A 20,016-nucleotide genomic window follows, 5' to 3' on the forward strand; every position below is an offset into this window, starting at 1 on the left:
CGCGTAATGAGCGATCCCATTCTCTCGGTCCACAATCTCGTCGGCGGCTACGGCAAGATGACGATCTTGAACGGCACGACGTTTGCCGTGCCGTCAGCCACGATCACGACGATCATCGGCCCGAACGGCGCCGGCAAATCGACGGTATTCAAGGCCATCTTCGGCCTGCTCAAGCTGCGCGAAGGCAAGATCAGCTTCGCCGGCCGCGACGTCACCAATTTGAGCCAGCGCGCGCTGCTCAACGCCGGCATCTGTTATGTGCCGCAGGGCCGCAACATCTTTCCCGAGCTGTCGGTGCGCCACAATATCGAGCTCGGCGGCGTCGCCGCCGACAAGGGCCTCGACCTGCCCAAGCGGATCGAGGCGGCGCTCGACCTGTTTCCCGCATTGCGGCGCAAGTCCGCGCAGCAGGCCTCGACGCTGTCCGGCGGCGAGCAGAAGCAGCTCGAGATCGCCCGCTCGCTGCTGCTCGAGCCGAAGCTGGTGCTGGTCGACGAGCCCTCGATCGGTCTGTCGCCGCTGATGGTGCAGCAGACCTTCGACATCCTCAAGAGCTTGCGCGATCGCGGCGTCACCATCCTGATGATCGAGCAGAACGCGCGCTCGGCGCTGGAGATCTCCGACATCGGCATCGTGCTGGAGCTTGGCCAGACCCGCATGGTCGATGACGCCAGGCGCATTCTGAACGATCCGCGCATCGGGCAGCTCTTCCTCGGCGGCGCCATGGAGGAGAGTGCAGCATGAGCGCGAGAATGCGGATCGCCGTGGCCGGCGCCGGCCTGATCGGCCGTCGCCATATCGAGTTGATCGAGTCCTCCCAGGATTGCGTGCTCGCCGGCATCGCAGACCCCTCGCCCGCCGCGAAGGAATATGCGCGGGCGCATGGCGTGCCCTGCTATGCGGACCATCGCGCGCTGCTGGCCGAAGAGAAGCCCGACGGCCTCATCATTGCGTCGCCCAACACGTTGCACTTGCCGATGGCGCTCGACTGCGCCGAAGCCGGCGTGCCGGCTTTGATCGAGAAGCCGGTGACCGAGACGGTTGCCACCGCGCAACGCCTGTGCGCGGCGGTGAGACGCACCGGCGTGCCGATGCTGGTCGGCCACCACCGGCGGCACAATCCCGTCATCAAGTCGGCCCGCGAGGCCGTGACGAACGGAAAGCTCGGCCAGCTCACGGCCGTGGTCGGGCTGTGGCTCCTCAAGAAGCCCGACGATTATTTCGAGGTCGCCTGGCGGCGTGAGGCAGGCGGCGGGCCACTGCTGATCAATCTCATCCACGACATCGACAATCTCCGCTTCATCTGCGGCGAGATCGTCGAGGTGCAGGCGCTGACCTCGAACAAGGTGCGCGGCTTCGCGGTCGAGGACACCGCCGCGCTGCTGCTGCGCTTTGCGAGCGGCGCGCTGGGCACGGTAACCGTGTCGGATGCGACGCCGGCGCCGTGGAGCTGGGAGCTCTCCTCAGGCGAGAACCCGGCCTATCCCACGCAGGACCAGCCCTGCTACATCTTCGCAGGGACGGCGGGTTCGCTCTCCGTGCCGAACATGGAGCTGTGGTCATACACAGAGCAGCCCGGCTGGTACGCGCCGCTGGCGCGCGCGACCATCGCGCCGCCCGCGTTCGATCCGCTGGTCGAGCAGCTCCGGCATTTCTGCGCAATGATTGCCGGCCGTGAACAGCCGCTGATCTCGGTCGAGGACGCGATGGGAACGCTCGCCGTCGTCGAAGCCGTCAGCGCGGCCGCGCGTACCGGGCAAACGATCTCGCCGGGGCAGATCATGGAGCAGGCCGCATGAACAAGCGCTCGATCGCCACCGTCTCCCTCTCAGGCAGCCTCGACGAAAAGCTCCGCGCCATCGCCGCCGCGGGCTTCGATGCGGTCGAAATCTTCGAGAATGACCTGCTGTCGTTCGGCGCCGGCCCACGCGATATCGCGAAGATGTGCACGGACCTCAATCTCGAGATCTGTGCGTTCCAGCCGTTCCGCGATTTCGAAGGCATGCCGGAGCCGCAGCGCGCGCGCAACTTCGCCCGCGCGGAGCGGAAGTTCGATCTGATGCAGGAGCTCGGCACCGATCTGTTGCTGATCTGCTCCAACGTCTCACCCGCCGCGCTCGGCGGCATCGACCGCGCGGCTGACGATTTTCGCGAGCTTGGCCAGCGCGCCGCGAAACGTCGTTTGCGCGTCGGCTATGAGGCGCTGGCCTGGGGCCGCCACGTCAACGATTATCGCGACGCCTGGGAGATCGTGCGCCGCGCCGATCATCCCGCGATTGGCGTCATCCTCGACAGCTTCCATGCGCTGGCACCTGGCTTTCCGACCCGCGCCATGGCCTCGATCCCCGGCGACAAGATCTTTCTGGTGCAGCTCTCCGACGCGCCAAGGCTCAAGCTCGACATCCTGTCATTGAGCCGGCACTTCCGCTCCTTCCCCGGCCAGGGCGACCTGCCGGTCGGCGCGTTCATGGCGGCGATCGCAGCGACCGGCTATGCCGGACCGCTGTCGCTGGAAATCTTCAACGACCAGTTCCGCGCCGGCTCGGCCGCACAGACCGCGGTCGACGGCCTGCGCTCGCTGATCCTGCTGGAGGACCAGCTCGCACCGGACTGGCAGAATTTCGCCGGCAAGGCGCTGGCCCCGAAGGCGAAGAGCCGCGGCACCGGCTTCATCGAATTTGCCGTCAACGAGAGCAAGGCAGCCGAGCTTGGCCGCCTGTTCTCGCAGCTCGGTTTTCGCAAGACGGGCCAGCACCGCAGCAAGGCGGTGGAGCGCTGGTCGCAGGGCAAGGTCGAGCTCGTCATCAATTGCGAGACCGACGGCTTTGCGCATTCGCACTATGTCACCCACGGGCCCGGCGTCTGCGCCATCGCGCTCGACGTCGACGATGCCGGCCGCGCCATGCAGCGCGCCGAGACGCTGAAGGCGCGCACCTTCTACCAGCCGGTCGGACCGGGTGAACTCGAGATTCCCGCGATCCATGGCGTCGGCGGCAGCCTGCTCTATTTTCTCGACCAGGCCGGCAAGAACTGGGACACCGATTTCGAGCCTGTTGCAAGCGATTCAAGCGCCGATGCGCTGGTCGCGGTCGACCACATCGCGCAGTCGATGCCTTATGACGAGATGCTGACCTGGCTGTTGTTCTACACCGGCATTCTCGATCTGAAACGCCTGCCGCAGATGGAGATCGCCGACCCCAGAGGCCTCGTGCAGAGCCAGGCCGTCATCAACGCCGACCAGAGCCTGCGCTTCGTGCTCAATGGCTCCTCCGCCAACCGCACCCTGCCGGCGCGCTTCATCTCCGAGTTCTTCGGCTCGGGCGTGCAGCATGTCGCCTTCGCGTGTCAGGATATTTTTGCGACCGTCGCCGCGATGCGCCGGCGCGGCGCGGGCTTCCTGGACATCCCCGACAATTACTACGACGACATCGAAGCCAAATACGATCTTTCGCCCGAACTGATGGCGCAGCTGCGCGCCAACCACATCCTCTACGACCGCGAAGGCGACGGCGAGTTCTTCCAGGTCTACACCCACATCTTCGACGAGCGCTTCTTCTTCGAGATCGTCGAGCGCAGGAACTATCAGGGTTTTGGCGCGGCCAACGCCGGCATCAGGCTCGCAGCGCAAGCGCGCGAGGTGCGCCCGGCAAGCATGCCGAGGGTGTAGGCAATTCTGCTTCCCCTCTCCCCTTGCGGGAGAGGGTGGCTCGCCGCAAAGCGGCGGAACGGGTGAGGGGTCTCTCTCCTCACGGACAATCTTGCAAGGGGAGAGAACCCCTCATCCGGCGCTTCGCGCCACCTTCTCCCACAAGGGGAGAAGGGGCTACGTCGCTTGTGGCTCACTTCATCTTGCACTTCTCGTGGAAGCGATCCTGATCGTTCTCGACGATGGTGGCGACGGTCTTCAAGGCGAGCTGGCCTTCGGAATCCTTGACCACGTCCTGCAGATAGAAGTTCTGGATCGGGATGTGGTTGTTGCCGAACTTGAACGCGCCGCGCACCGACTTGAAGTTGGCCTTCTCCATCTCGGCCTTCATCTCGTCCTTCTTGGAGGTGTCTCCCTTCACGGCGACGACGGCGCTGTTGATCAGGTTCGCGGCGTCATAGGACTGCGCGCCGTAGAAGGTCGGGCGCAGGCCGGGGTACTTCTTGCGGTAGTCGGCGACGAAGCGCTTGTTCTGCTCGTTGGGGAGGTCGTTGACCCATTGCTGCGCGCCGGGCACCCCGAGCGCGTTCTCCTTCTGGAGCGGCAGCGAGAGCTCGTCGATGGTGAAGGCGGTGTAGAGCGGCATCGTGCTCTTCAGCCCGGCCTGTGCATATTGGTTCAGGAATTGCACGCCAGCAGCACCCGGGTAGAACACGAAGATCGACTCGGCGCCGGAGGCACGCGCCTTGGAGAGCTCGGCGGAGAAGTCGAGCTGGCTCGGCCACACCGTATATTCCTCACCCACGACCTGACCCTTGAAGGTGCTCTTGACGCCGGCCAGCATGTCCTTGCCGGCGGCATAGTTCGGGCCGATCAGGAACACCGACTTGACACCCTTCTGGTTCATATAGGTGCCGACCGCCTGCGGGGTCTGGTCGTTCTGCCAGGAGGTCGAGAACACGTAAGGCGAGCACAGCTCGCCCGCGAGCTGCGACGGCCCGGCATTGGCCGAGATCAGGAAGGTCTTCGAATCGACCGCGGTCTTGAGCGAGGCGAGCAGCACGTTCGACCAGATATAGCCGACGATGAAGTCGACCTTGTCCGACTGCACCAGCTTCTCGGTCTTCTGCTTGCCGACGTCGGGCTTCTGCCCGTCGTCCTCGTAGAGCACCTCGACCGGCTTGCCGGCCATCTTGCGGCCGAGATGATCGAGCGCGAGCTCGAAGGAATTGCGCATGTCGTTGCCGATCACGGCGGTCGGGCCGCTGAAGGTCGAGACGAAACCGATCTTGATGGTGTCTCCGGCGAATGCCTGATTTGCCAGCACCAGCGCCGCTGCGCCCGCCAGCCAGAATGCCGTCCTCATAACACTCCCTCCTTAATTATCGGTCCTGGAAGCGGGGTGATCGCCGCTCCAGGCCTGTCTCTATTGAACGCAAAATATGTCGCGCCGCCAATGGCTCAGCGCCCGCCCTGCACCATATTTCGCCCCGATCTGAGATGGCAAGAATTATAATTCTACTCACTTCGGCCGAGGCCGGCCCAGGGCCGGTCCGGGAGGCTGCGGCGCTTTTTCGCGCCGGATCGATACATCAGGCCTATGCGACGATTGATGACCTCTATTGGACCGCGGCGCCCAATCCGCACTTAAATGAAGGCGAGCAGCAGCGAGATTCGAGGGTTAAATCATGGCCGCAAATCCCCATCGCGTCGTCATCGTCGGCGCCGGCTTCGGCGGGCTGGAGGCGACTTACCGGCTTGCGGGCGCTCCCGTCGAGATCACGCTGATCGACCGCCGCAATCATCATCTGTTCCAGCCCCTGCTTTACCAGGTCGCGACCGCCTCGCTCGCAACCAGCGAGATCGCCTGGCCGATCCGTCATCTCATGCGCGACCGGCGCGAGGTGACGACGCTGTTCGCCACCGTGAGCGGCGTCGATGCCGAACGACGCTGCGTGCTGATCGACGACGGCAGCGAGGTGCCCTACGACACGCTGGTGCTGGCCACGGGCGCGCGGCACGCCTATTTCGGCCACGATGAATGGGAGCAGTTCGCGCCCGGCCTGAAGACGCTGGAGGATGCGACCACCTTGCGCCGGCACATCCTGGTGGCGTTCGAGCGCGCCGAGCGCGAGATCGATCCAAAGCGGCGCGCGGCACGGCTGACCTTCGTGATCGTCGGCGCCGGCCCGACCGGCGTCGAGCTCGCCGGCACTATCGCCGAGATGGCGCATCACACCCTGCCCGCCGATTTCCGCAACATCGACACGCACAAGGCCCGCGTCGTGCTGATCGAGGCCGGCCAGCGCGTGCTCGCCGGCTTTCCCGACGAGCTATCAGCCTATGCGCAGGCCTCGCTGGAAAAGATCGGCGTCGAGGTCGTGCTCGGGCAGGCCGTCACCGAGATCAATCGCGAGGGCGTCGTGTTCGGCGGCAAACTGCTCGAGGCCAAGACACGGATCTGGGCCGCCGGCGTGCGCGCCTCGCCCGCGGCCGAATGGCTCGGCGCAGCGCACGATCGCGCCGGGCGCGTGCTGGTCGAGGCCGACCTCACCATATCAGGCCATCCAGAGATCTTCGCGATCGGGGATACCGTCAGCATCAACGCCTGGGACGGCAAGCCGGTGCCCGGCATCGCGCCGGCCGCCAAGCAGCAGGGCCGTCACGTCGCGGAGACCATCAAAGCGCGCCTCCGCGGCGCTGCAGCGGGTCCGTTCCGCTATAAGCATTCCGGTAACCTCGCGCAGATCGGCAAGCGGCTCGCAATCATCGATTTCGGCAAGATCAAGCTGCGCGGCACCATCGCGTGGTGGATCTGGGGCATCGCCCACATCTACTTCCTGATCGGCCTGCGCCACCGCCTCAGCGTCGCGCTGAGCTGGCTGTGGATCTACGCGCGAGACCAGCGCGCAGCGCGGTTGATCACGCAGGGGTCGAGCAAGGTGGTGTAGTCTTACTTCCTTCTCCCCTTGTGGGAGAAGGTGGCATAGGCGGCCTTCGGCCGCCGTTCTTAAGAACGCCGAAGCAGAGCTTCGGCTACGGCGCCGGATGAGGGGTTCTCTCAACTCTCGCGATTGTTCGTGAGGAGAGAGACCCCTCACCCGGCTTCGCTTCGCGAAGCCACCCTCTCCCACAAGGGGAGAGGGTGCAATTGCGCCGCGCTCGCGGCCGCTACTTCACCAGCTCGCACCCGCCTTCCGCGAGCGGGCGGAACGCCTGGTCTGCCGGAATCGTCGCGACCAGCTTGTAATAGTCGTACGGATATTTCGACTCCTCCGGCTTCTTCACCTCGAACAGGTACATCGGATGCACGACGCGACCGTCCTGACGGATCGCGGTGTCGCCGAACAGCTTGTCCTTGCCCTTGAACTTCTTCATCTCGGGCACGACCTGCTTGGCATTGTCGCTGCCGGTGGCGGCGACGGCGTTGAGATAAGCGAGCGTGGAAGCATAGACTCCGGCCTGATTGCCGCTCGGCATCTTGCCGTTCATGCCGGGCCGTGCAGCAAAACGCTTGGCGAACGCGCGGGTATCATCGTTCATGTCCCAGTAGAAGGCTTCCATGAGCTGGAGGCCCTGCGCGACTTTGATGCCCATGCCGTGAACGTCGTTGATGAAGAGCAGGAAGGCGACGAGCTTCTGCCCACTCTGCTGGATGCCGAATTCGGCGGCCTGTTTCACCGCGTTGATGGTGTCGCCGCCTGCATTGGCGAGCCCGATGACCTGCGCCTTCGAGCTTTGCGCCTGCAGCAGGAAGGACGCGAAATCGGAGGTGCCGAGCGGATGCTTGGACGAGCCGATCACCTTGCCGCCGTGACCCTCGATGTATTTCTGCGCCTCCGCCTCGATGCCCTTGCCGAGCGCGTAATCGACCGTGAGGAAATACCAATCCTTGCCGCCGCGCGACACCATGGCGGCTGCGGTGGTGTTGCCGGTCGCCCAGGCATCGTTGACCCATTGGATGGTGTTGGGCGAGCACGCTTTGCCGGTCAGATCCGAGCTCGCCGTCGAGGACGCCAGGAAGGTCATGCGGCTGTCGCGCAGAAGCGCGTTGATGGAAAGACCGACGGCCGAGTTCGGCACGTCGACGATGGCGTCGACGCCTTCGACGTCGAGCCATTTGCGCGCGATGGCGTTGCCGACATCGGCTTTGTTCTGGTGATCGGCATAGACGATCTCGACCTTGATGCCCTTGCCGCCGCCGTTGAAATCCTCCGCCGCCATCCGCGCGGCCTCGACCGAGCCCATGCCATTGGTGTCCTGGAAGATGCCGGAGATGTCGTTGAGCACGCCGATGCGCACGACGTTGTCCGATATTTCGGCGTTGGCCGCGCCGGTCACCAAGCTCGCAGTCAGCGCGAGCGTCCACTTCAGATGTTTCATCATTCCCTCCCTGTTTGATATTTTGAAGATCCGACGGCTTGGCAGATCAGACCTGCCGCTCTGGCAACTTCAGGACGAGCCCATCGAGATCGGGCGTGATCGTGATCTCGCAGGACAGCCGGCTCGTCGGTCGCCGCTCAGCGGCGGTGCCGTCGAGCAGCGCATCCTCGTCGTCGGCCATCGCAGGCAGGCGCGCGAGCCAGCTCTCGTCGACATAGACATGGCAGGTCGCGCACATCGCGTTGCCGCCGCATTCGGCCAGAATGCCGTCGAGGCCGTGACGGGTCGCGGCCTGCATGGCGCTCTCGCCGCCTGCGGTCTCGACGCGATCGGACTTGCCGTCGGGATGGATGAAGGTAATGGCAGGCATCAAGCTCCTCGTCAGGCCGGGGTGATCGTCACAGGCAGGCTGTCGAGCCCGCGCAGCGTGTTGTTGAAACGGCGCTTCGGCTCGCCCGTGAGCTCGATTCTCGCGATGCGGCGCGCCAGCGCCGTCAGCATCACCTCGCCTTCGAGGCGGGCGACGAGCTGGCCGACGCACATGTGGATGCCGGAGCCGAAGCCGACATGGCCGGAGGTGCGGCGGGTGATGTCGTACCTGTCGGGGGCATCCCAGCGCCGCGGATCGCGGTTGGCGGCGGCAAGGAACATCAGCACCTTCTCGCCCTCACCGATTCGCGCACCGGAGAGCTCGACCTCACGGGTGGTGGTGCGGAAGAAGGTCTGCACCGGGCTCTCGAAGCGCACGGCCTCCTCGAAGGCACCGCGCGCGAGCGTGAGGTCGTCGCGCAGCCGCTGCCATTGATCGGGAAAGCGCGCGAGGCAATACACCGCAGCGCCGATGCCGTTGACCGTCGTGTCGAGTCCGGCCGACAGCAGCGAGCGCACCAGCAGCGGCGCTTCGGTGGGCGTGATGGCGCCCTCGTCGACCTGTGCATGGATGCAGGCGCCGAAGCCGCCGGGCGCCAGATTCTCGCGCTGGCACTGCTCGGCGACATAGGCCTGATGCGGCGCCGATCGTTCGATCGCCTGCTGGCGCAACTGGTTGGGTGGGCCGAACGCGTTGAATACCACGCTTGCGTAGGGAATCAGATGCTCGCGCCCTTCCGGTTTCAGGCCCAGCGCATCCGGAAAGATCGACAGAGGATAGGCCTCGGCGAGATCCGCGATCGCATCGAAGCTGCGCATCTGCAGCAGGGCATCGACACGCGCCTCGGCCGCCTCGGCAAAGCGGTCACGAACCTGCTTCATCACGGTCGGCGACAACACTTTTGACAGGACGGCGCGGGTGCGGGTGTGCGCCGGCGGATCGGCCTCGAGGATCAGGCTCGGCGGTCGCCACGGCGCCTCCTTCTTGAAGTCGGAAAGGCCGACGCCGCGGCTGGAGCAGAAGGTTGCGGGATCGTTCAGCACAGCGTGGACCTCGGCATAGCGCGCCACGCCGTAGACGTTCCACTTGTCGAGATAGACCACGGGGCCGGCTTCCCGCAGCAGCTCATGCGCCGGATAGGGGTCGGCAAAAAAGCTCATGTCGAAGGGGTCGACGTCGAGATGCGGGACACCCGATCCCGCGCAGCCGGATGCGGTCATGGAAGACCTCCCTCATTTTGATCTTGTGAAAGGACGACGCATGCCCTTAGGTCTTTGGGCCCGCCGCGAGTCAGAAACCCGATATGCCGCCGTCCTCGACCAAAGCCCGCCACAAGCCCGCGCCCCATGATGCAGGGCCTACGCTCGATCTCGACCGTTACGTCCCGGCGTTCATCACCTTCATCGCCAACAAGCTCTCGAACAGCGCGACCGCGTTCTATCAGCGCGAGTTCGGTGTCAACGTCACCGAATGGCGGATCATGTCGCTGTTGGCGATCGAACCCGGCATCCCGGCCTCGCGCATCTGCCACGTCATCGGCTTCGACAAGGGGCCGGTGAGCCGGACGCTTGCCGGCCTCGAAAAGCGCGGGCTGGTGTCGATCCGCACCGACCCGAACGACGGCCGCACCCACTCGATCTCGTTGACGGCAAGGGGCCGCGCCACCCATGACAAGGTGATCGTCGCTGCGTTCGAACGCGAGCGACGGCTGTTGTCCTGCCTCAGCAAGGACGAACGCGAGGTGCTGATCGATCTCTTGCGCCGGCTGCACGAAAATCTCGGCGCAGTCACCGGCAGCGTCGACACCTGACGGGTCGCGCGCGGCGCGCAAGCTCCCGTCACTCCCGATCATGCGCCGGCATTTGCCGACGGCACCCCTTCTGCCGCGCATTGCTTCCTCCAGAAAAGAACGCGGCGGTTCGCCCGCCGTCATCTCTGTCTGGAACGGTTCGCACAGATTAGTTGCTTAGGCAACAAAAGAATCAGCAGGATATTGCGACAGGGTTGTTGGCGTATCCCACTCGTCATTCCGGGGCGCGCGTAGCGCGAACCCGGAATCCATCGTGCACCACCCCTACGGTGAAATGGATTCCGGGCTCGCGCCAAGAGGCGCGCCCCGGAATGACAGCGGAATGTGGCGTCGCTAACTCGGCCTTTACAATCCGATCCACTCACCCGACGCATCATCGTTCAGCCGCGCTACCGCATCGGCGCGGCGCGTCAGCACGGCGCGCTGGTTGATGTAGCCCTTGTCGGTGATCTCGCCGCCGTCGACCGACGGTGGCTCGGCGAGCAGCAGCGCGCGGGTGGCGTGACCGGAGGAGTTGGCGCTCTGCTGTTTCAGCTTCGCCAGACCCTGCGCGATGGCGCTGCGGACCTTGTCGTGTGCCAGCACGTCGCTGGCCGCCGCCGTTTCGGGCAGACCGGCATGGGCGCGGCAGGCCACGATGTTCGGAAACACGAGGAAACGCACCTCGTCACCGCCGTGGCCGGCGACGACGATGTCCTGAGCCAGCGGCGCCAGCGCGGCGATGCCGGCAACGCGCAAGCCGCCGACGCTGACCCAGGTGCCGGAATTGAGCTTGAAGTCTTCGGCAACGCGACCGTCGAAGAACAGGCCGCGCTCGGGGCGCGCGCTATCGGCAAGCTTCACCGCGTCGCCGATTAAGTAAAAGCCCTCCTCGTCGAACGCTTGCCTGGTCAGCTCGGGTGCCTTCCAATAGCCGGGCGTGACGTTGGGGCCACGCACCCGCACCTCCAGCTTGTCGCCGGAGGTGACGAGCTTCAGCTCGGTGCCGGGAATGGGCACGCCGATATTGCCGGAGCGCTCGGCGAGAAAATGACAGTCGGTGGCGAGCGGTGAGGTTTCCGTCGAGCCCCAGGCCGAGACCATCGGCAGCTTGCGGCCGACCGTCTCGAGTGAGAGCTCTTCGAGAGCATCCCACAGATTCTGCGGCAATGCCGCGCCGGCATAGAACGCGAATTTCACCTCGTCGAAGAAGCGGCGGCGCAATTCCTCGTCGCTGCGCAGCGCGGCGATCAGCATGTCGAAGCCGCGCGGCACGTTGAAATAGACCGTCGGCATCACGCTTCTAAGGTTGGCGAGCGAGGTCGCGAACAGGCCGGGCGCGGGCTTGCCGCCGTCGATGTAGAGCGCGCCGCCGTTGCGCAGCACGAGGTTGAAATTGTGGTTGGCGCCGAAGGTGTGGCTCCAGGGCAGCCAATCGAGAATGACGAGATCGCGGCTCCGTTCGAGGAAGGTCCAGGTCTGCGCCTTGGCCTGCTGGCTCGACGTCAGCATGCGCTGGGTGTTGATGACGGCTTTCGGCGTGCCGGTCGAACCCGAGGTGAACAGGAATTTTGCGATCGTATCAGGCGTCACCGCGGCGAAGGCTCTTGCGACGTCAGGCGTCTCGGGCGTTGCCGCAATGGCGTGGAACGCGAGCGCGTCGACGTCATCGGCATTGCCGCTGATGATGTGTGCGCTGTGCAACGGCTTGATGGCGGCCAGCGCTGGCGCGAACGGCTGGAGCGCAGAGACGTAGATCGCGCCCGGATCGAGCAGCGCAATCATGCTCTTGAGCTTGTCGAAGTCCTTCGACATCAGCGAATAGGCCGGCGAGATCGTCGCCGAGGGGACGCCGACATGCTGGGCGGCGAGCGCGAGCAGCGCATGATCGATGCTGTTGTCCGAGAGGATCGCGACGGGGCGGTCCGCGCTGAGCCCTTGTGCCAGGACCCAGGACGCGGCGGCGCGCACCTTGCGAAGCGCCTGCGCATAGGTGACGGTGGTCCAGGGCATTTCGACATTGCCGCGCTCGGCGAGGAAGATCGCATCCGGCCTTTGCTGCGCCCATTGCTCCAGCCAATCGCCGGTGCAGCGCGCAGTCTCGCCGAGAGGCTCGGGCGAGCGCAGAACGATGCTGCCGTCGGGCCGATGCTCCGCGACGGTCCTTGGGACTGCGAACAGGCCTGCAACGTCACCATGTGAGGCGGCTGTCATGTGTTTCCTCCTCCATCCCGGTTTACAGGATCGGCGCAGCCTCGTTCCGGGCCGCTTTGGTCATAATGTTGGGCGTGGCAATTGTTGTCGTCAACAACAATCTTTCGCTCTTGGCCCAAGGGCGCTAGGGTTGCGCGACAGGAGACACGACGTGACAGCCACAGCATCCCGGGCCCACGGCCGCCACGCCCCACGCAAGCGCGCCGGCAACGGCGCGGCACCAGGCGATGGCGCCGACGGCGTCGGCCTCGACGCGCTGGTCGGCCACGCCGGCTATGCAGTGCGGCGCTTCCAGATCTGGATCTTTCAGGACTTCATCAAGACGCTCGGCGAGGTCGACATCAGGCCGACGCAATATTCGGTGCTGACCGTGATCGGCGCCAATCCGGGCCTGTCGCAGATGGCGGTGGCCAAACGCCTCGGCATCGAGCGTGCCCGGCTGGTGCACCTGCTCGACAGCCTCGAACAGCGCAAGCTGGTGAAGCGGATCAAGTCGAAAGAGGACCGGCGCTCGCATGCGCTGCACCTCACTGCGCAGGGCGAGACGGCGCTGACGAAATTCAAGCGGCTCGCGGCCGAGCACGAGCGGCACGTCGAGGCGAAGATCGGCAAGGAGAACCGGGCACAGCTGCTCCGGATCCTCTCCGGCTTCACCTGATCCCGACTGCCTATGATTTGGGCAGATAGGTCACTGAGGCGACCGGCCGGGCGCCGGCCGAAATGTCCCCCAAGCCACTGATCGCACGATAAGATCCGGCACGATCATCCTGCCCGGATTCTGTACACAATGGCACATCGCTTGCTTCGCTCCGGGCGAAGTCGAATTGCCGGAGTTTTGCCGCCATGGGGGCCGAGCAGCCTGAAACGATCGCCGCGATTGTGGCCGCGCACCGCGCGGGGACGCTGACGCCGGCAGAGACCGTCGCGCGGACCTATCGGCGCATCCGTGATCACGACGATCCTGCCGTGTTCATCAGCCTGCGCGACGAGAAGGACGCGATCGCGGAAGCGGAGAAGCTCGCGGCCCGGGCGGATGCTGCCAGCCTGCCGCTTTACGGCGTGCCGGTCGCGGTGAAGGACAATATCGACGCGCTCGGCTTTCCGACTACAGCGGCCTGCCCGGCTTTCTCCTACACGCCCACGCACGACTCGACCGCCGTCGAGCGCCTGCGCGCAGCGGGGGCGATCATCATCGGCAAGACCAATCTCGACCAGTTCGCGACCGGCCTCGTCGGCGTCCGCTCGCCCTACGGCATTCCCCGGAATTCGATCCGCGAGGATCTCATTCCCGGCGGCTCGAGCTCGGGCTCGGCCACTGCGGTCGGCGCCGGGCTCGTGCCGTTGTCGCTCGGCACGGATACCGCCGGCTCGGGCCGCGTGCCGGCGATGCTGAATAACATCGTCGGGCTGAAGCCGAGCCTCGGCATGATCTCCACCGCAGGCCTGGTACCGGCCTGCCGCACGCTCGACTGCATCTCGGTGTTCGCACTGACGGTGGCCGATGCCGCGCTCGCGCTGTCGGTGATGGCCGGCCCCGACCAGGCCGATCCATTCTCGCGCGACCGGCCGTTCGGCGCGATCACGCCGATGCCGGCAAACCTGCGCTTGGGTGTGCCGCGCAACGGCCAGCTGATCTTCTTCGGCGACAAGAAAGCGGAAGCCGCCTACAACGATGCGCTGAAGCGATGGACCGCGCTCGGGGCAAAGCTGGTCGAGTTCGACCTCGAGCCGTTCTACGAGACGGCGCGGCTGCTCTATGAGGGCCCCTGGGTCGCCGAGCGTTACCTCGTGATCAAGAACCTGCTGGCGTCCGCGCCAGACACGATCCACCCCGTCACGCGGGAGATCACCGCGGCCGGCGCGCGGCTGACCGCGGCGGAAACCTTCTCGGCGCTCTATCGCCTGCAGGGCCTGCGCAAGATCGCCGAGCGCACGTTCGCCAACATCGACGCGCTGGTGCTGCCGACGGCGCCGACGGCCTATACGACCGCGCAGGTGCTGGCCAATCCGATCGAGCTCAACAGCCGGCTCGGCACCTACACCAATTTCGTCAACCTGCTCGACCTCTGCGGCCTCGCCGTGCCGGCTGCGATGCGCAGCGACGGCATCCCGTTCGGCATCACGCTGCTGGCGCCCGCAGGGCGCGACGCGCTGCTCGCGAGCATCGGCCGGGTGTTCCATGCCGATACCAAACTGACGGTCGGCGCGAAAGGTGTGGCACAGGCCCCGCTCGCGCCACTGCCCGCAAGCAATGGCGATGAAATCCCGATTGCGGTGGTCGGCGCGCATCTCACTGGCATGGCGCTGAACGGCGAGCTGACGGCGCTGAACGGAAAGCTGATCGAGGCGACGAAGACCGCGCCCGACTACAAGCTCTATGCGCTCAAGACGACGCCGCCGAAGCCGGGCATGCTGCGCGTTGAGGCCAGCAAAGGCGCTGCGATCGAGCTGGAGATCTGGTCGCTGTCGTCCTCCGCCTTCGGCAAGTTCGTCAACGCGATTCCCGCGCCCATGGCGATCGGCACGATCAGGCTCGCCGACGGCCGCAGCGTGAAGGGATTTTTGGTCGAGCCGGAAGTGCTGGGCGAAGCTCGCGACATCACCGCCTATGGCGGCTGGCGCAAGTTTATGGCTGAAGCTACGACGGCGTAGACAGCGACCGCGGCCTCACGCCGACTTGCGCCAGGCGGCTTCGTTCTTCTTGTCGTAATCGTCGAACGCCTTGACGAGGCCGGACAGCACCTATGCGGACGTTTCGAACATCGCGGTGAGCTGGGGCTCGTCGACCTTGCGGATGTCTTCGCGCAGATGCGTCACCGTCTCCTGTAGACGCTGCTTCATCTTCTGGGTGTGATGGCGCGGATCTTTCTCGGAGGAGGCCATGGTGTTTTCTCCTTATCGGATCGATGGGAGGAAACGATCGGTGCAAAGCCGGGTTCCTGAGAACCGACGCCTCTCCTTCACCTCGTGGTGAACACGCAACTCACACCGACACCGCGTAGATCTCATACTCCCCGCGCACCAGCTCGATGTGCGCACGCATGGCGGCGGCGGCACCCTGCTTGTCGCCGCGCATGATGGCGACGACGACGCGGTCGTGCTCGGCCTGCGACTTGGCGAGGCGGCCGAGGTTGCGGAACTGGGCGCGGCGGAACGGCTGCACGCGGACGCGGGTCGCGAGCGTGATCTCGGCGATGTAGCCGTTCTGCGAGCCGGCGTAGATCGCGTTGTGGAAGCGCTCGTTGACCTCGTGGAAGCGCTCGGGATTGCCGGTGTAGCTCAGCACCCGCAGCTCCTCGTGGACGGCCTCCAGGCCGTGACGCTCCGCCGCCGACATGCGTTCGGCGGCAAGACCGGCGCACAAGGCCTCGAGCTCCGCCATCGCCTCGAACATGCCTTTCAGCCGCTCGACGGATGGCCGCGCCACCACGGCGCCGCGATGCGGCCGCGCCTCGACGAGGCCGCTCGCCACTAGCTGGCGCAGCGCCTCGCGCACCGGCGTGCGCGAGACGTTGAAGCGCCGCGCGATGTCGGTCTCGTCCAGCGGCGAGCCCGGCGCCAGCGTTCCCCGCACGATCTCGTCGGCAAGCTGCAGCCGCAGCTCCTCGGCGCGCGTGACCTTCAGCAGCGACGGCGATGCACGGTCAACGCGCGGCACCACCGGCTCGGCCGGCAATGCGCCCTGCGGAAGATCATCAAGCGTCATACGGTCTCTTTCGGCTCCTCGATGAGGCTGACATGAGCGGCAACGACGCGCCAGCCCTCCGGGAAACGTATCCACGTCTGCATCTGCCGGCCGACCTTGCCGGGAGCCGTATCGCGATAGAACAAGGTGGACGCCACGGCCGTGTCGCGGCCATAGCTGGTGATCACGGTTTTGGCGGTGCGGCGGTTCAGCCCGACCGGCGAACGGCCGGCGCGGAAACCGGAGATTGCCTCGTAGCCATAGAGGTTCTCGCCGATGCCGTAGCGCAAGGTGCGCGGATCGTTGCGGAAGAGCTCGCCGAGCACGGCGACGTCGTTGCTGACGAGGGCTTGCTCATAGCGCTCGAACGCGGCTTTGACTTCCGCGATCACGTCGGGGAGATCGATCTGCATCTTAGAACCCTCTCGGCGCGGGCGCAGCGACGACGCCCACCTTCTCCAATGCGTGCGCGACGCGCAGCGCGATGTCCTCGCGCCAGGGCGCACAAATGATCTGCACGCCGATCGGCAGCGGCTCGAGCGGCACGGGGACCGCGACCACCGGCAGGCCGATGAAGGAGATCGGCTGGGTGTGGATTCCGATATTGGCGCGCACCGGCAGCTCGACGCCGTCGAGATTGAAATTGACCTGTCCGAGCTTCGGCGCGGTGCAGGGCGTCGCCGGCGCCAGCAGCACGTCGACCGATCGAAAGATCTCGGCAAGCTGCGCGCGATACCAGCGGCGGAATTTTTGCGCGCGGTCGACCAGCGAGGCCGGCACCATGGCGCCCGCGATCAGCCGGTCGCGCACCGCCGGGTCGAAATCGCCAGGGCGCTTGCGCAGGCGATCGAGATGGAGCGAAGCGCCTTCGGTGGTGGTGATGACGTAAGCCGCCGCACGGGCGCGCGATGCTTCGGGAACATCCACCACTTGCGTCGCGCCCAGCGCCTGGGCGACGCGGCTGACGGCTTCGACCGCTTCCGGAAACACGTTCTTCTGGAAGTGTCCGCCGGCGATCGCAACGCGCAGGCCGGAGATGGACTCATCGAGCCGCGGCGTGACGGGCTCTGGCCCGCCCGTGGTGCAGGCGCCGTCGTCGGCATCCGGACCCTGCATCGCGTCATAGGCGAGCGCGAGATCGGCGACGGAGCGCGCGAACGGGCCGAGATGATCGAGGCTCGCCACGAACGGGAAGGAGCGCGCGCGTGACAGCCGGCCATAGGTCGGCTTCAGGCCGAAGATGCCGCAGAAGGACGACGGCACGCGGATCGAGCCGTTGGTGTCGGAGCCGAGCGCGATCGGCACCAGCGCGCCGCCGACGGCGCTGCCCGAGCCGCCGGAGGAGCCGCCGCTCATCCGCGTGGTGTCGTGCGGATTGCGCGAGGGACCGTCGTGGATGTTCTCGCCCGTGAAATCGTAGGCGTATTCGCCCATGTTGAGCGCACCGACGAGAACGGCGCCGGCCGCCTCCATCCGCTCGATCAGCGTCGCATCGCGCTTGGCGGGCGCTAGGTCCCGGTTGATCTTCGAGCCGGCGCGCGTCGGCAGGCCCGCGACATCGAACAGGTTCTTGACCGCGAAGGGTACGCCGGCGAGCGGACCGATTGTCCTGCCCGCCGCGAGATCCGCATCGATCGCGCGCGCTTTCGCGCGGGCGCGTTCAGCGGTGACGTCGGTGAAGGAATTGAGGATGCCGTCATGCCGCGCGATGCGCGCGAGCGCAGCTTCAGTGGCATCGAGCGCGGACATCTTGCGCCCCGCAACCGCACTTGCGATCTCGGAGGCCGTCATCTCTGGCTTGGCGGACATGGCGTCAGGCCGTGAAGATCGGCGCCGGCTCGGTTTCGTCCGGCAGCGCAAATTCGTCGACCAGACGGCCAAGCCGCAACGAGACCTCGAGGTTGGCGCGCACGGCAGGCCGCCAGGCCTCCTCGATCGGCAGCGCCAGCGCCTTCGATACGGCGTCGATATAGTCGTCCAGGGGTTCGGCCATCACGCTCTCAAGCAATCAGTGCAGTCTCAGTGGATCGGCAACGGCGGATGCGGGATCGCCGTCAGCAGCTCCTTGGTGTAGTCGTCCTTGGGATCGCCGAGAACCTGCTCGGAAGAGCCTTCCTCGACGATCCGTCCGGTCCGCATCACAATGACACGATCGCACAACAAGCGCACCACGTTCAAATCATGCGAGACGAACAGATAACTCATACCTAGCCGCGCCTTGAGGTCCTGCAGCAGGTTGAGGACGACAGCCTGCACCGAGACGTCCAGCGCTGCGGTCGGCTCGTCGAGGATGACGAGCTTGGGATGCAGCGCGATCGCACGGGCGATGCCGACGCGGGCCTTCTGGCCGCCGGACAATTGGTGCGGGAAGCGGTCGAGCAGATTGTGCGGCAGGCCGACCATGGTGGCGAGTTCCTCGCAGCGGGCGCGGAGCGCGTCGCGGCCCTTGATATCGCCAAGCTGCATGATCGGGTCGGCGATCGCGCGCGCGGCGGTGAAGCGCGGGTTGAGGCTGTCGGTCGGGTCCTGGAACACCATCTGGATGCGGCTGCGCTGCGGCAGCCGGGCGAAGGCGGCAGGCTGAATGCCGCCGATGTCCTCGCCGTCGAACTGGATCAGGCCGGAGGTCTGGTCGAGCAGGCGCATCACCATCATCGACGTGGTCGATTTGCCGCAGCCGGATTCGCCGACGAGACCGACGCTCTCGCCATGGCCGATCGAAAAGCTGATGCCGTCGACGGCGCGGAACACGTCCGGCTCCACAGCCGGCTTGCGGCCGAACAGTTTACCGAGCACGGCGGTCGCGCCCTGGCGGGGATATTCCTTGACGAGCTTTTCAACGCGGAGGAGGAGCGTCTTCTCCCTCTCCCCGCTTGCACCGCTCTGCTCCCTCTCCCCGTCCTTCACGGGGAGAGGGTTGGGGTGAGGGGCTGCCTCTGCGAACTCGACTCGTGGAGAGTCCCCCTCACCCGCCGCACTTCGTGCGTCGGCCTCTCCCCGCACGCGGGGAGAGGCAAGAGTCTCCTCTTCCGGCAGCAGATCGCGCAAGCTCACCCCGAGCCGCGGCGTCGCGCGCATCAGCTTCTTGGTGTAGGGGTGCTGAGGGTTGGCAAAAATGTCGGCGGCGGTGGCGGTCTCGACGACGCGGCCCTTCTCCATGACGACGACGCGGTCGCAATAGGCGGCAGCGAGGCCAAGATCGTGCGTGATCAGGATGGTCGACATGGCGCGACGTTTCGTCAGCTCGACGATCAGGTCCATCACCGCCTTCTGCGTGGTGACATCCAATCCGGTCGTCGGCTCGTCGGCGATGAGCAGCTGCGGATTGCAGGCCAGCGCGAGCGCGATGACGACGCGCTGGCACATGCCGCCCGACAGCTCGAACGGATAGGCGTGATAGCGCTCGCGCGGGCGGGCGATCTTGACCTGCTCGAGCGCCTCGATCGCCTTCTCGCCGTGATCTGCGACCTGGGCCTGCTGCACATGGGTGCGCAGCACGTCCTCGATCTGATCGCCCACTTTCCGGATCGGGTTCAGCGCGGCGCGCGGGTTCTGGAAGATCATCGAGACTTCGCGGCCGCGCAGATCGCGCATCTGGTCTTCGGTGGCGGCCTTGACGTCGATGCCGGAGAACATCACCGAGCCCTCGGCGATCTTGCCGGCGCGGTCGAGAATGCGCATCACCGCGTAGGAGGTCACCGACTTGCCGGAGCCGGACTCGCCGACGATGGCGAGCGTCTCGCCCTTCGCGACGGAGATGTTGACGTGCTGCACCGCCTTGACGATGCCGCGGCGGGTGGTGAATTCGACCGTGAGGTCCTGAACGTCGAGCAGCGGCTGGGAAGTCATGGACGGCTCCCGTCACTCGAACACTCGAAAACAACCCCATGCACAGTAGAGCGGCGACTGAAATCATTGGAGAATTTCGG

Annotated in this window: 18 protein-coding genes; 7 read left to right on the top strand and 11 right to left on the bottom strand. The window is 65.8% G+C overall.

Annotation, left to right across the window (positions count from 1 at the left end; all coding sequences use genetic code 11):
* Positions 1-6 precede the first annotated feature (6 nt).
* From I6F28_RS22760 to I6F28_RS22770, 3 genes are read left to right on the top strand one after another with little or no spacing between them, the layout of a single operon-like run.
* Positions 7-744 (top strand): ABC transporter ATP-binding protein, encoded by a 738-nt coding sequence (locus tag I6F28_RS22760; protein ID WP_036020339.1) that lies wholly within the window; start codon positions 7-9, stop codon positions 742-744.
* Positions 741-1,799: a Gfo/Idh/MocA family protein gene (locus I6F28_RS22765; protein WP_225141157.1), complete on the top strand. Its 1,059-nt coding sequence runs from the start codon at positions 741-743 to the stop codon at positions 1,797-1,799. The genes I6F28_RS22760 and I6F28_RS22765 overlap by 4 nt, the downstream gene beginning before the upstream one ends.
* Positions 1,796-3,667, top strand: coding sequence for a bifunctional sugar phosphate isomerase/epimerase/4-hydroxyphenylpyruvate dioxygenase family protein (locus I6F28_RS22770; RefSeq protein WP_225141159.1), 1,872 nt, complete (start codon positions 1,796-1,798; stop codon positions 3,665-3,667). The genes I6F28_RS22765 and I6F28_RS22770 overlap by 4 nt, the downstream gene beginning before the upstream one ends.
* 172 nt (positions 3,668-3,839) lie before the next feature.
* Here I6F28_RS22770 and I6F28_RS22775 read toward each other — a convergent pair whose 3' ends face one another.
* Entirely contained in the window at positions 3,840-5,012 is a 1,173-nt protein-coding gene (locus tag I6F28_RS22775; protein WP_036001824.1) for an ABC transporter substrate-binding protein, read from the bottom strand.
* A 322-nt stretch (positions 5,013-5,334) separates the two neighbouring features.
* Here I6F28_RS22775 and I6F28_RS22780 point away from each other — a divergent pair, with 322 nt between their 5' ends.
* Entirely contained in the window at positions 5,335-6,597 is a 1,263-nt protein-coding gene (locus I6F28_RS22780; RefSeq protein ID WP_036001827.1) for an NAD(P)/FAD-dependent oxidoreductase, read from the top strand.
* A gap of 220 nt (positions 6,598-6,817) precedes the next feature.
* Here the strand turns inward: I6F28_RS22780 and I6F28_RS22785 are convergent, their stop codons facing one another.
* From I6F28_RS22785 to I6F28_RS22795, 3 genes are read right to left on the bottom strand one after another with little or no spacing between them, the layout of a single operon-like run.
* Positions 6,818-8,029: an ABC transporter substrate-binding protein gene (locus I6F28_RS22785; protein ID WP_225141161.1), complete on the bottom strand. Its 1,212-nt coding sequence runs from the start codon at positions 8,027-8,029 to the stop codon at positions 6,818-6,820.
* A 46-nt stretch (positions 8,030-8,075) separates the two neighbouring features.
* The gene (locus tag I6F28_RS22790) at positions 8,076-8,399 is read right to left on the bottom strand and encodes a 2Fe-2S iron-sulfur cluster-binding protein (RefSeq protein ID WP_225141163.1); all 324 of its coding nucleotides are present in this window, start codon (positions 8,397-8,399) and stop codon (positions 8,076-8,078) included.
* Between the two features lie 11 nt (positions 8,400-8,410).
* Positions 8,411-9,619, bottom strand: coding sequence for a cytochrome P450 (locus I6F28_RS22795; RefSeq protein ID WP_225141165.1), 1,209 nt, complete (start codon positions 9,617-9,619; stop codon positions 8,411-8,413).
* Positions 9,620-9,702: 83 nt separating this feature from the next.
* On the opposite strand from I6F28_RS22795, the gene I6F28_RS22800 reads away from it, so the two are divergent.
* The gene (locus I6F28_RS22800) at positions 9,703-10,209 is read left to right on the top strand and encodes a MarR family winged helix-turn-helix transcriptional regulator (RefSeq protein ID WP_036001836.1); all 507 of its coding nucleotides are present in this window, start codon (positions 9,703-9,705) and stop codon (positions 10,207-10,209) included.
* 345 nt (positions 10,210-10,554) lie between these two features.
* Here the strand turns inward: I6F28_RS22800 and I6F28_RS22805 are convergent, their stop codons facing one another.
* Positions 10,555-12,402, bottom strand: coding sequence for a feruloyl-CoA synthase (locus I6F28_RS22805; protein ID WP_225141167.1), 1,848 nt, complete (start codon positions 12,400-12,402; stop codon positions 10,555-10,557).
* A 151-nt stretch (positions 12,403-12,553) separates the two neighbouring features.
* Here I6F28_RS22805 and I6F28_RS22810 point away from each other — a divergent pair, with 151 nt between their 5' ends.
* Both I6F28_RS22810 and atzF read left to right on the top strand, forming a co-directional pair.
* Complete coding sequence (locus I6F28_RS22810; RefSeq protein WP_225141169.1) at positions 12,554-13,060, top strand: MarR family winged helix-turn-helix transcriptional regulator; 507 nt, start codon at positions 12,554-12,556, stop codon at positions 13,058-13,060.
* A 185-nt stretch (positions 13,061-13,245) separates the two neighbouring features.
* Entirely contained in the window at positions 13,246-15,054 is a 1,809-nt protein-coding gene (gene atzF, locus I6F28_RS22815) for an allophanate hydrolase (protein WP_225141171.1), read from the top strand.
* A 90-nt stretch (positions 15,055-15,144) separates the two neighbouring features.
* Here the strand turns inward: atzF and I6F28_RS22820 are convergent, their stop codons facing one another.
* The 6 genes from I6F28_RS22820 to I6F28_RS22845 all read right to left on the bottom strand — a co-directional run bounded on the left by I6F28_RS22820 (position 15,145) and on the right by I6F28_RS22845 (position 19,936).
* Positions 15,145-15,285 carry a hypothetical protein gene (locus tag I6F28_RS22820; RefSeq protein ID WP_225141173.1) on the bottom strand — a complete coding sequence of 47 codons (141 nt, stop codon included), beginning with the start codon at positions 15,283-15,285 and terminating at the stop codon, positions 15,145-15,147.
* 100 nt (positions 15,286-15,385) lie between these two features.
* Entirely contained in the window at positions 15,386-16,108 is a 723-nt protein-coding gene (locus I6F28_RS22825) for a GntR family transcriptional regulator (protein WP_025033634.1), read from the bottom strand.
* A complete protein-coding gene (gene hpxZ / locus I6F28_RS22830) occupies positions 16,105-16,500 on the bottom strand; it encodes an oxalurate catabolism protein HpxZ (protein WP_036020310.1) in 396 nt (131 codons plus the stop codon). The genes I6F28_RS22825 and hpxZ overlap by 4 nt, the downstream gene beginning before the upstream one ends.
* A 1-nt stretch (position 16,501) precedes the next feature.
* Positions 16,502-17,896, bottom strand: a complete 1,395-nt coding sequence (locus tag I6F28_RS22835) for an AtzE family amidohydrolase (protein WP_225141175.1) — start codon at positions 17,894-17,896, stop codon at positions 16,502-16,504.
* Between the two features lie 4 nt (positions 17,897-17,900).
* The gene (locus I6F28_RS22840; protein ID WP_036001861.1) at positions 17,901-18,080 is read right to left on the bottom strand and encodes a DUF4089 domain-containing protein; all 180 of its coding nucleotides are present in this window, start codon (positions 18,078-18,080) and stop codon (positions 17,901-17,903) included.
* 26 nt (positions 18,081-18,106) lie between these two features.
* On the bottom strand, positions 18,107-19,936 hold the full coding sequence (locus I6F28_RS22845) for a dipeptide ABC transporter ATP-binding protein (RefSeq protein ID WP_225141177.1): 1,830 nt from the start codon (positions 19,934-19,936) through the stop codon (positions 18,107-18,109).
* Positions 19,937-20,016 lie beyond the last annotated feature (80 nt).

The organism is Bradyrhizobium sp. NBAIM14, assembly GCF_020193895.1.
Taxonomy (GTDB): Bacteria; Pseudomonadota; Alphaproteobacteria; order Rhizobiales; family Xanthobacteraceae; genus Bradyrhizobium; species Bradyrhizobium yuanmingense.

Excerpts from the sequence above, each read along its gene's own strand:
- I6F28_RS22760 (WP_036020339.1), top strand. The coding sequence starts at position 7 with ATGAGCGATCCCATTCTCTCGGTCCACAATCTCGTCGGCGGCTACGGC.
- I6F28_RS22765 (WP_225141157.1), top strand. The coding sequence starts at position 741 with ATGAGCGCGAGAATGCGGATCGCCGTGGCCGGCGCCGGCCTGATCGGC.
- I6F28_RS22770 (WP_225141159.1), top strand. The coding sequence starts at position 1,796 with ATGAACAAGCGCTCGATCGCCACCGTCTCCCTCTCAGGCAGCCTCGAC.
- I6F28_RS22775 (WP_036001824.1), bottom strand. The coding sequence starts at position 5,012 with ATGAGGACGGCATTCTGGCTGGCGGGCGCAGCGGCGCTGGTGCTGGCA.
- I6F28_RS22780 (WP_036001827.1), top strand. The coding sequence starts at position 5,335 with ATGGCCGCAAATCCCCATCGCGTCGTCATCGTCGGCGCCGGCTTCGGC.
- I6F28_RS22785 (WP_225141161.1), bottom strand. The coding sequence starts at position 8,029 with ATGAAACATCTGAAGTGGACGCTCGCGCTGACTGCGAGCTTGGTGACC.
- I6F28_RS22790 (WP_225141163.1), bottom strand. The coding sequence starts at position 8,399 with ATGCCTGCCATTACCTTCATCCATCCCGACGGCAAGTCCGATCGCGTC.
- I6F28_RS22795 (WP_225141165.1), bottom strand. The coding sequence starts at position 9,619 with ATGACCGCATCCGGCTGCGCGGGATCGGGTGTCCCGCATCTCGACGTC.
- I6F28_RS22800 (WP_036001836.1), top strand. The coding sequence starts at position 9,703 with ATGCCGCCGTCCTCGACCAAAGCCCGCCACAAGCCCGCGCCCCATGAT.
- I6F28_RS22805 (WP_225141167.1), bottom strand. The coding sequence starts at position 12,402 with ATGACAGCCGCCTCACATGGTGACGTTGCAGGCCTGTTCGCAGTCCCA.
- atzF (WP_225141171.1), top strand. The coding sequence starts at position 13,246 with ATGGGGGCCGAGCAGCCTGAAACGATCGCCGCGATTGTGGCCGCGCAC.
- I6F28_RS22820 (WP_225141173.1), bottom strand. The coding sequence starts at position 15,285 with ATGGCCTCCTCCGAGAAAGATCCGCGCCATCACACCCAGAAGATGAAG.
- I6F28_RS22825 (WP_025033634.1), bottom strand. The coding sequence starts at position 16,108 with ATGACGCTTGATGATCTTCCGCAGGGCGCATTGCCGGCCGAGCCGGTG.
- hpxZ (WP_036020310.1), bottom strand. The coding sequence starts at position 16,500 with ATGCAGATCGATCTCCCCGACGTGATCGCGGAAGTCAAAGCCGCGTTC.
- I6F28_RS22835 (WP_225141175.1), bottom strand. The coding sequence starts at position 17,896 with ATGTCCGCCAAGCCAGAGATGACGGCCTCCGAGATCGCAAGTGCGGTT.
- I6F28_RS22840 (WP_036001861.1), bottom strand. The coding sequence starts at position 18,080 with ATGGCCGAACCCCTGGACGACTATATCGACGCCGTATCGAAGGCGCTG.
- I6F28_RS22845 (WP_225141177.1), bottom strand. The coding sequence starts at position 19,936 with ATGACTTCCCAGCCGCTGCTCGACGTTCAGGACCTCACGGTCGAATTC.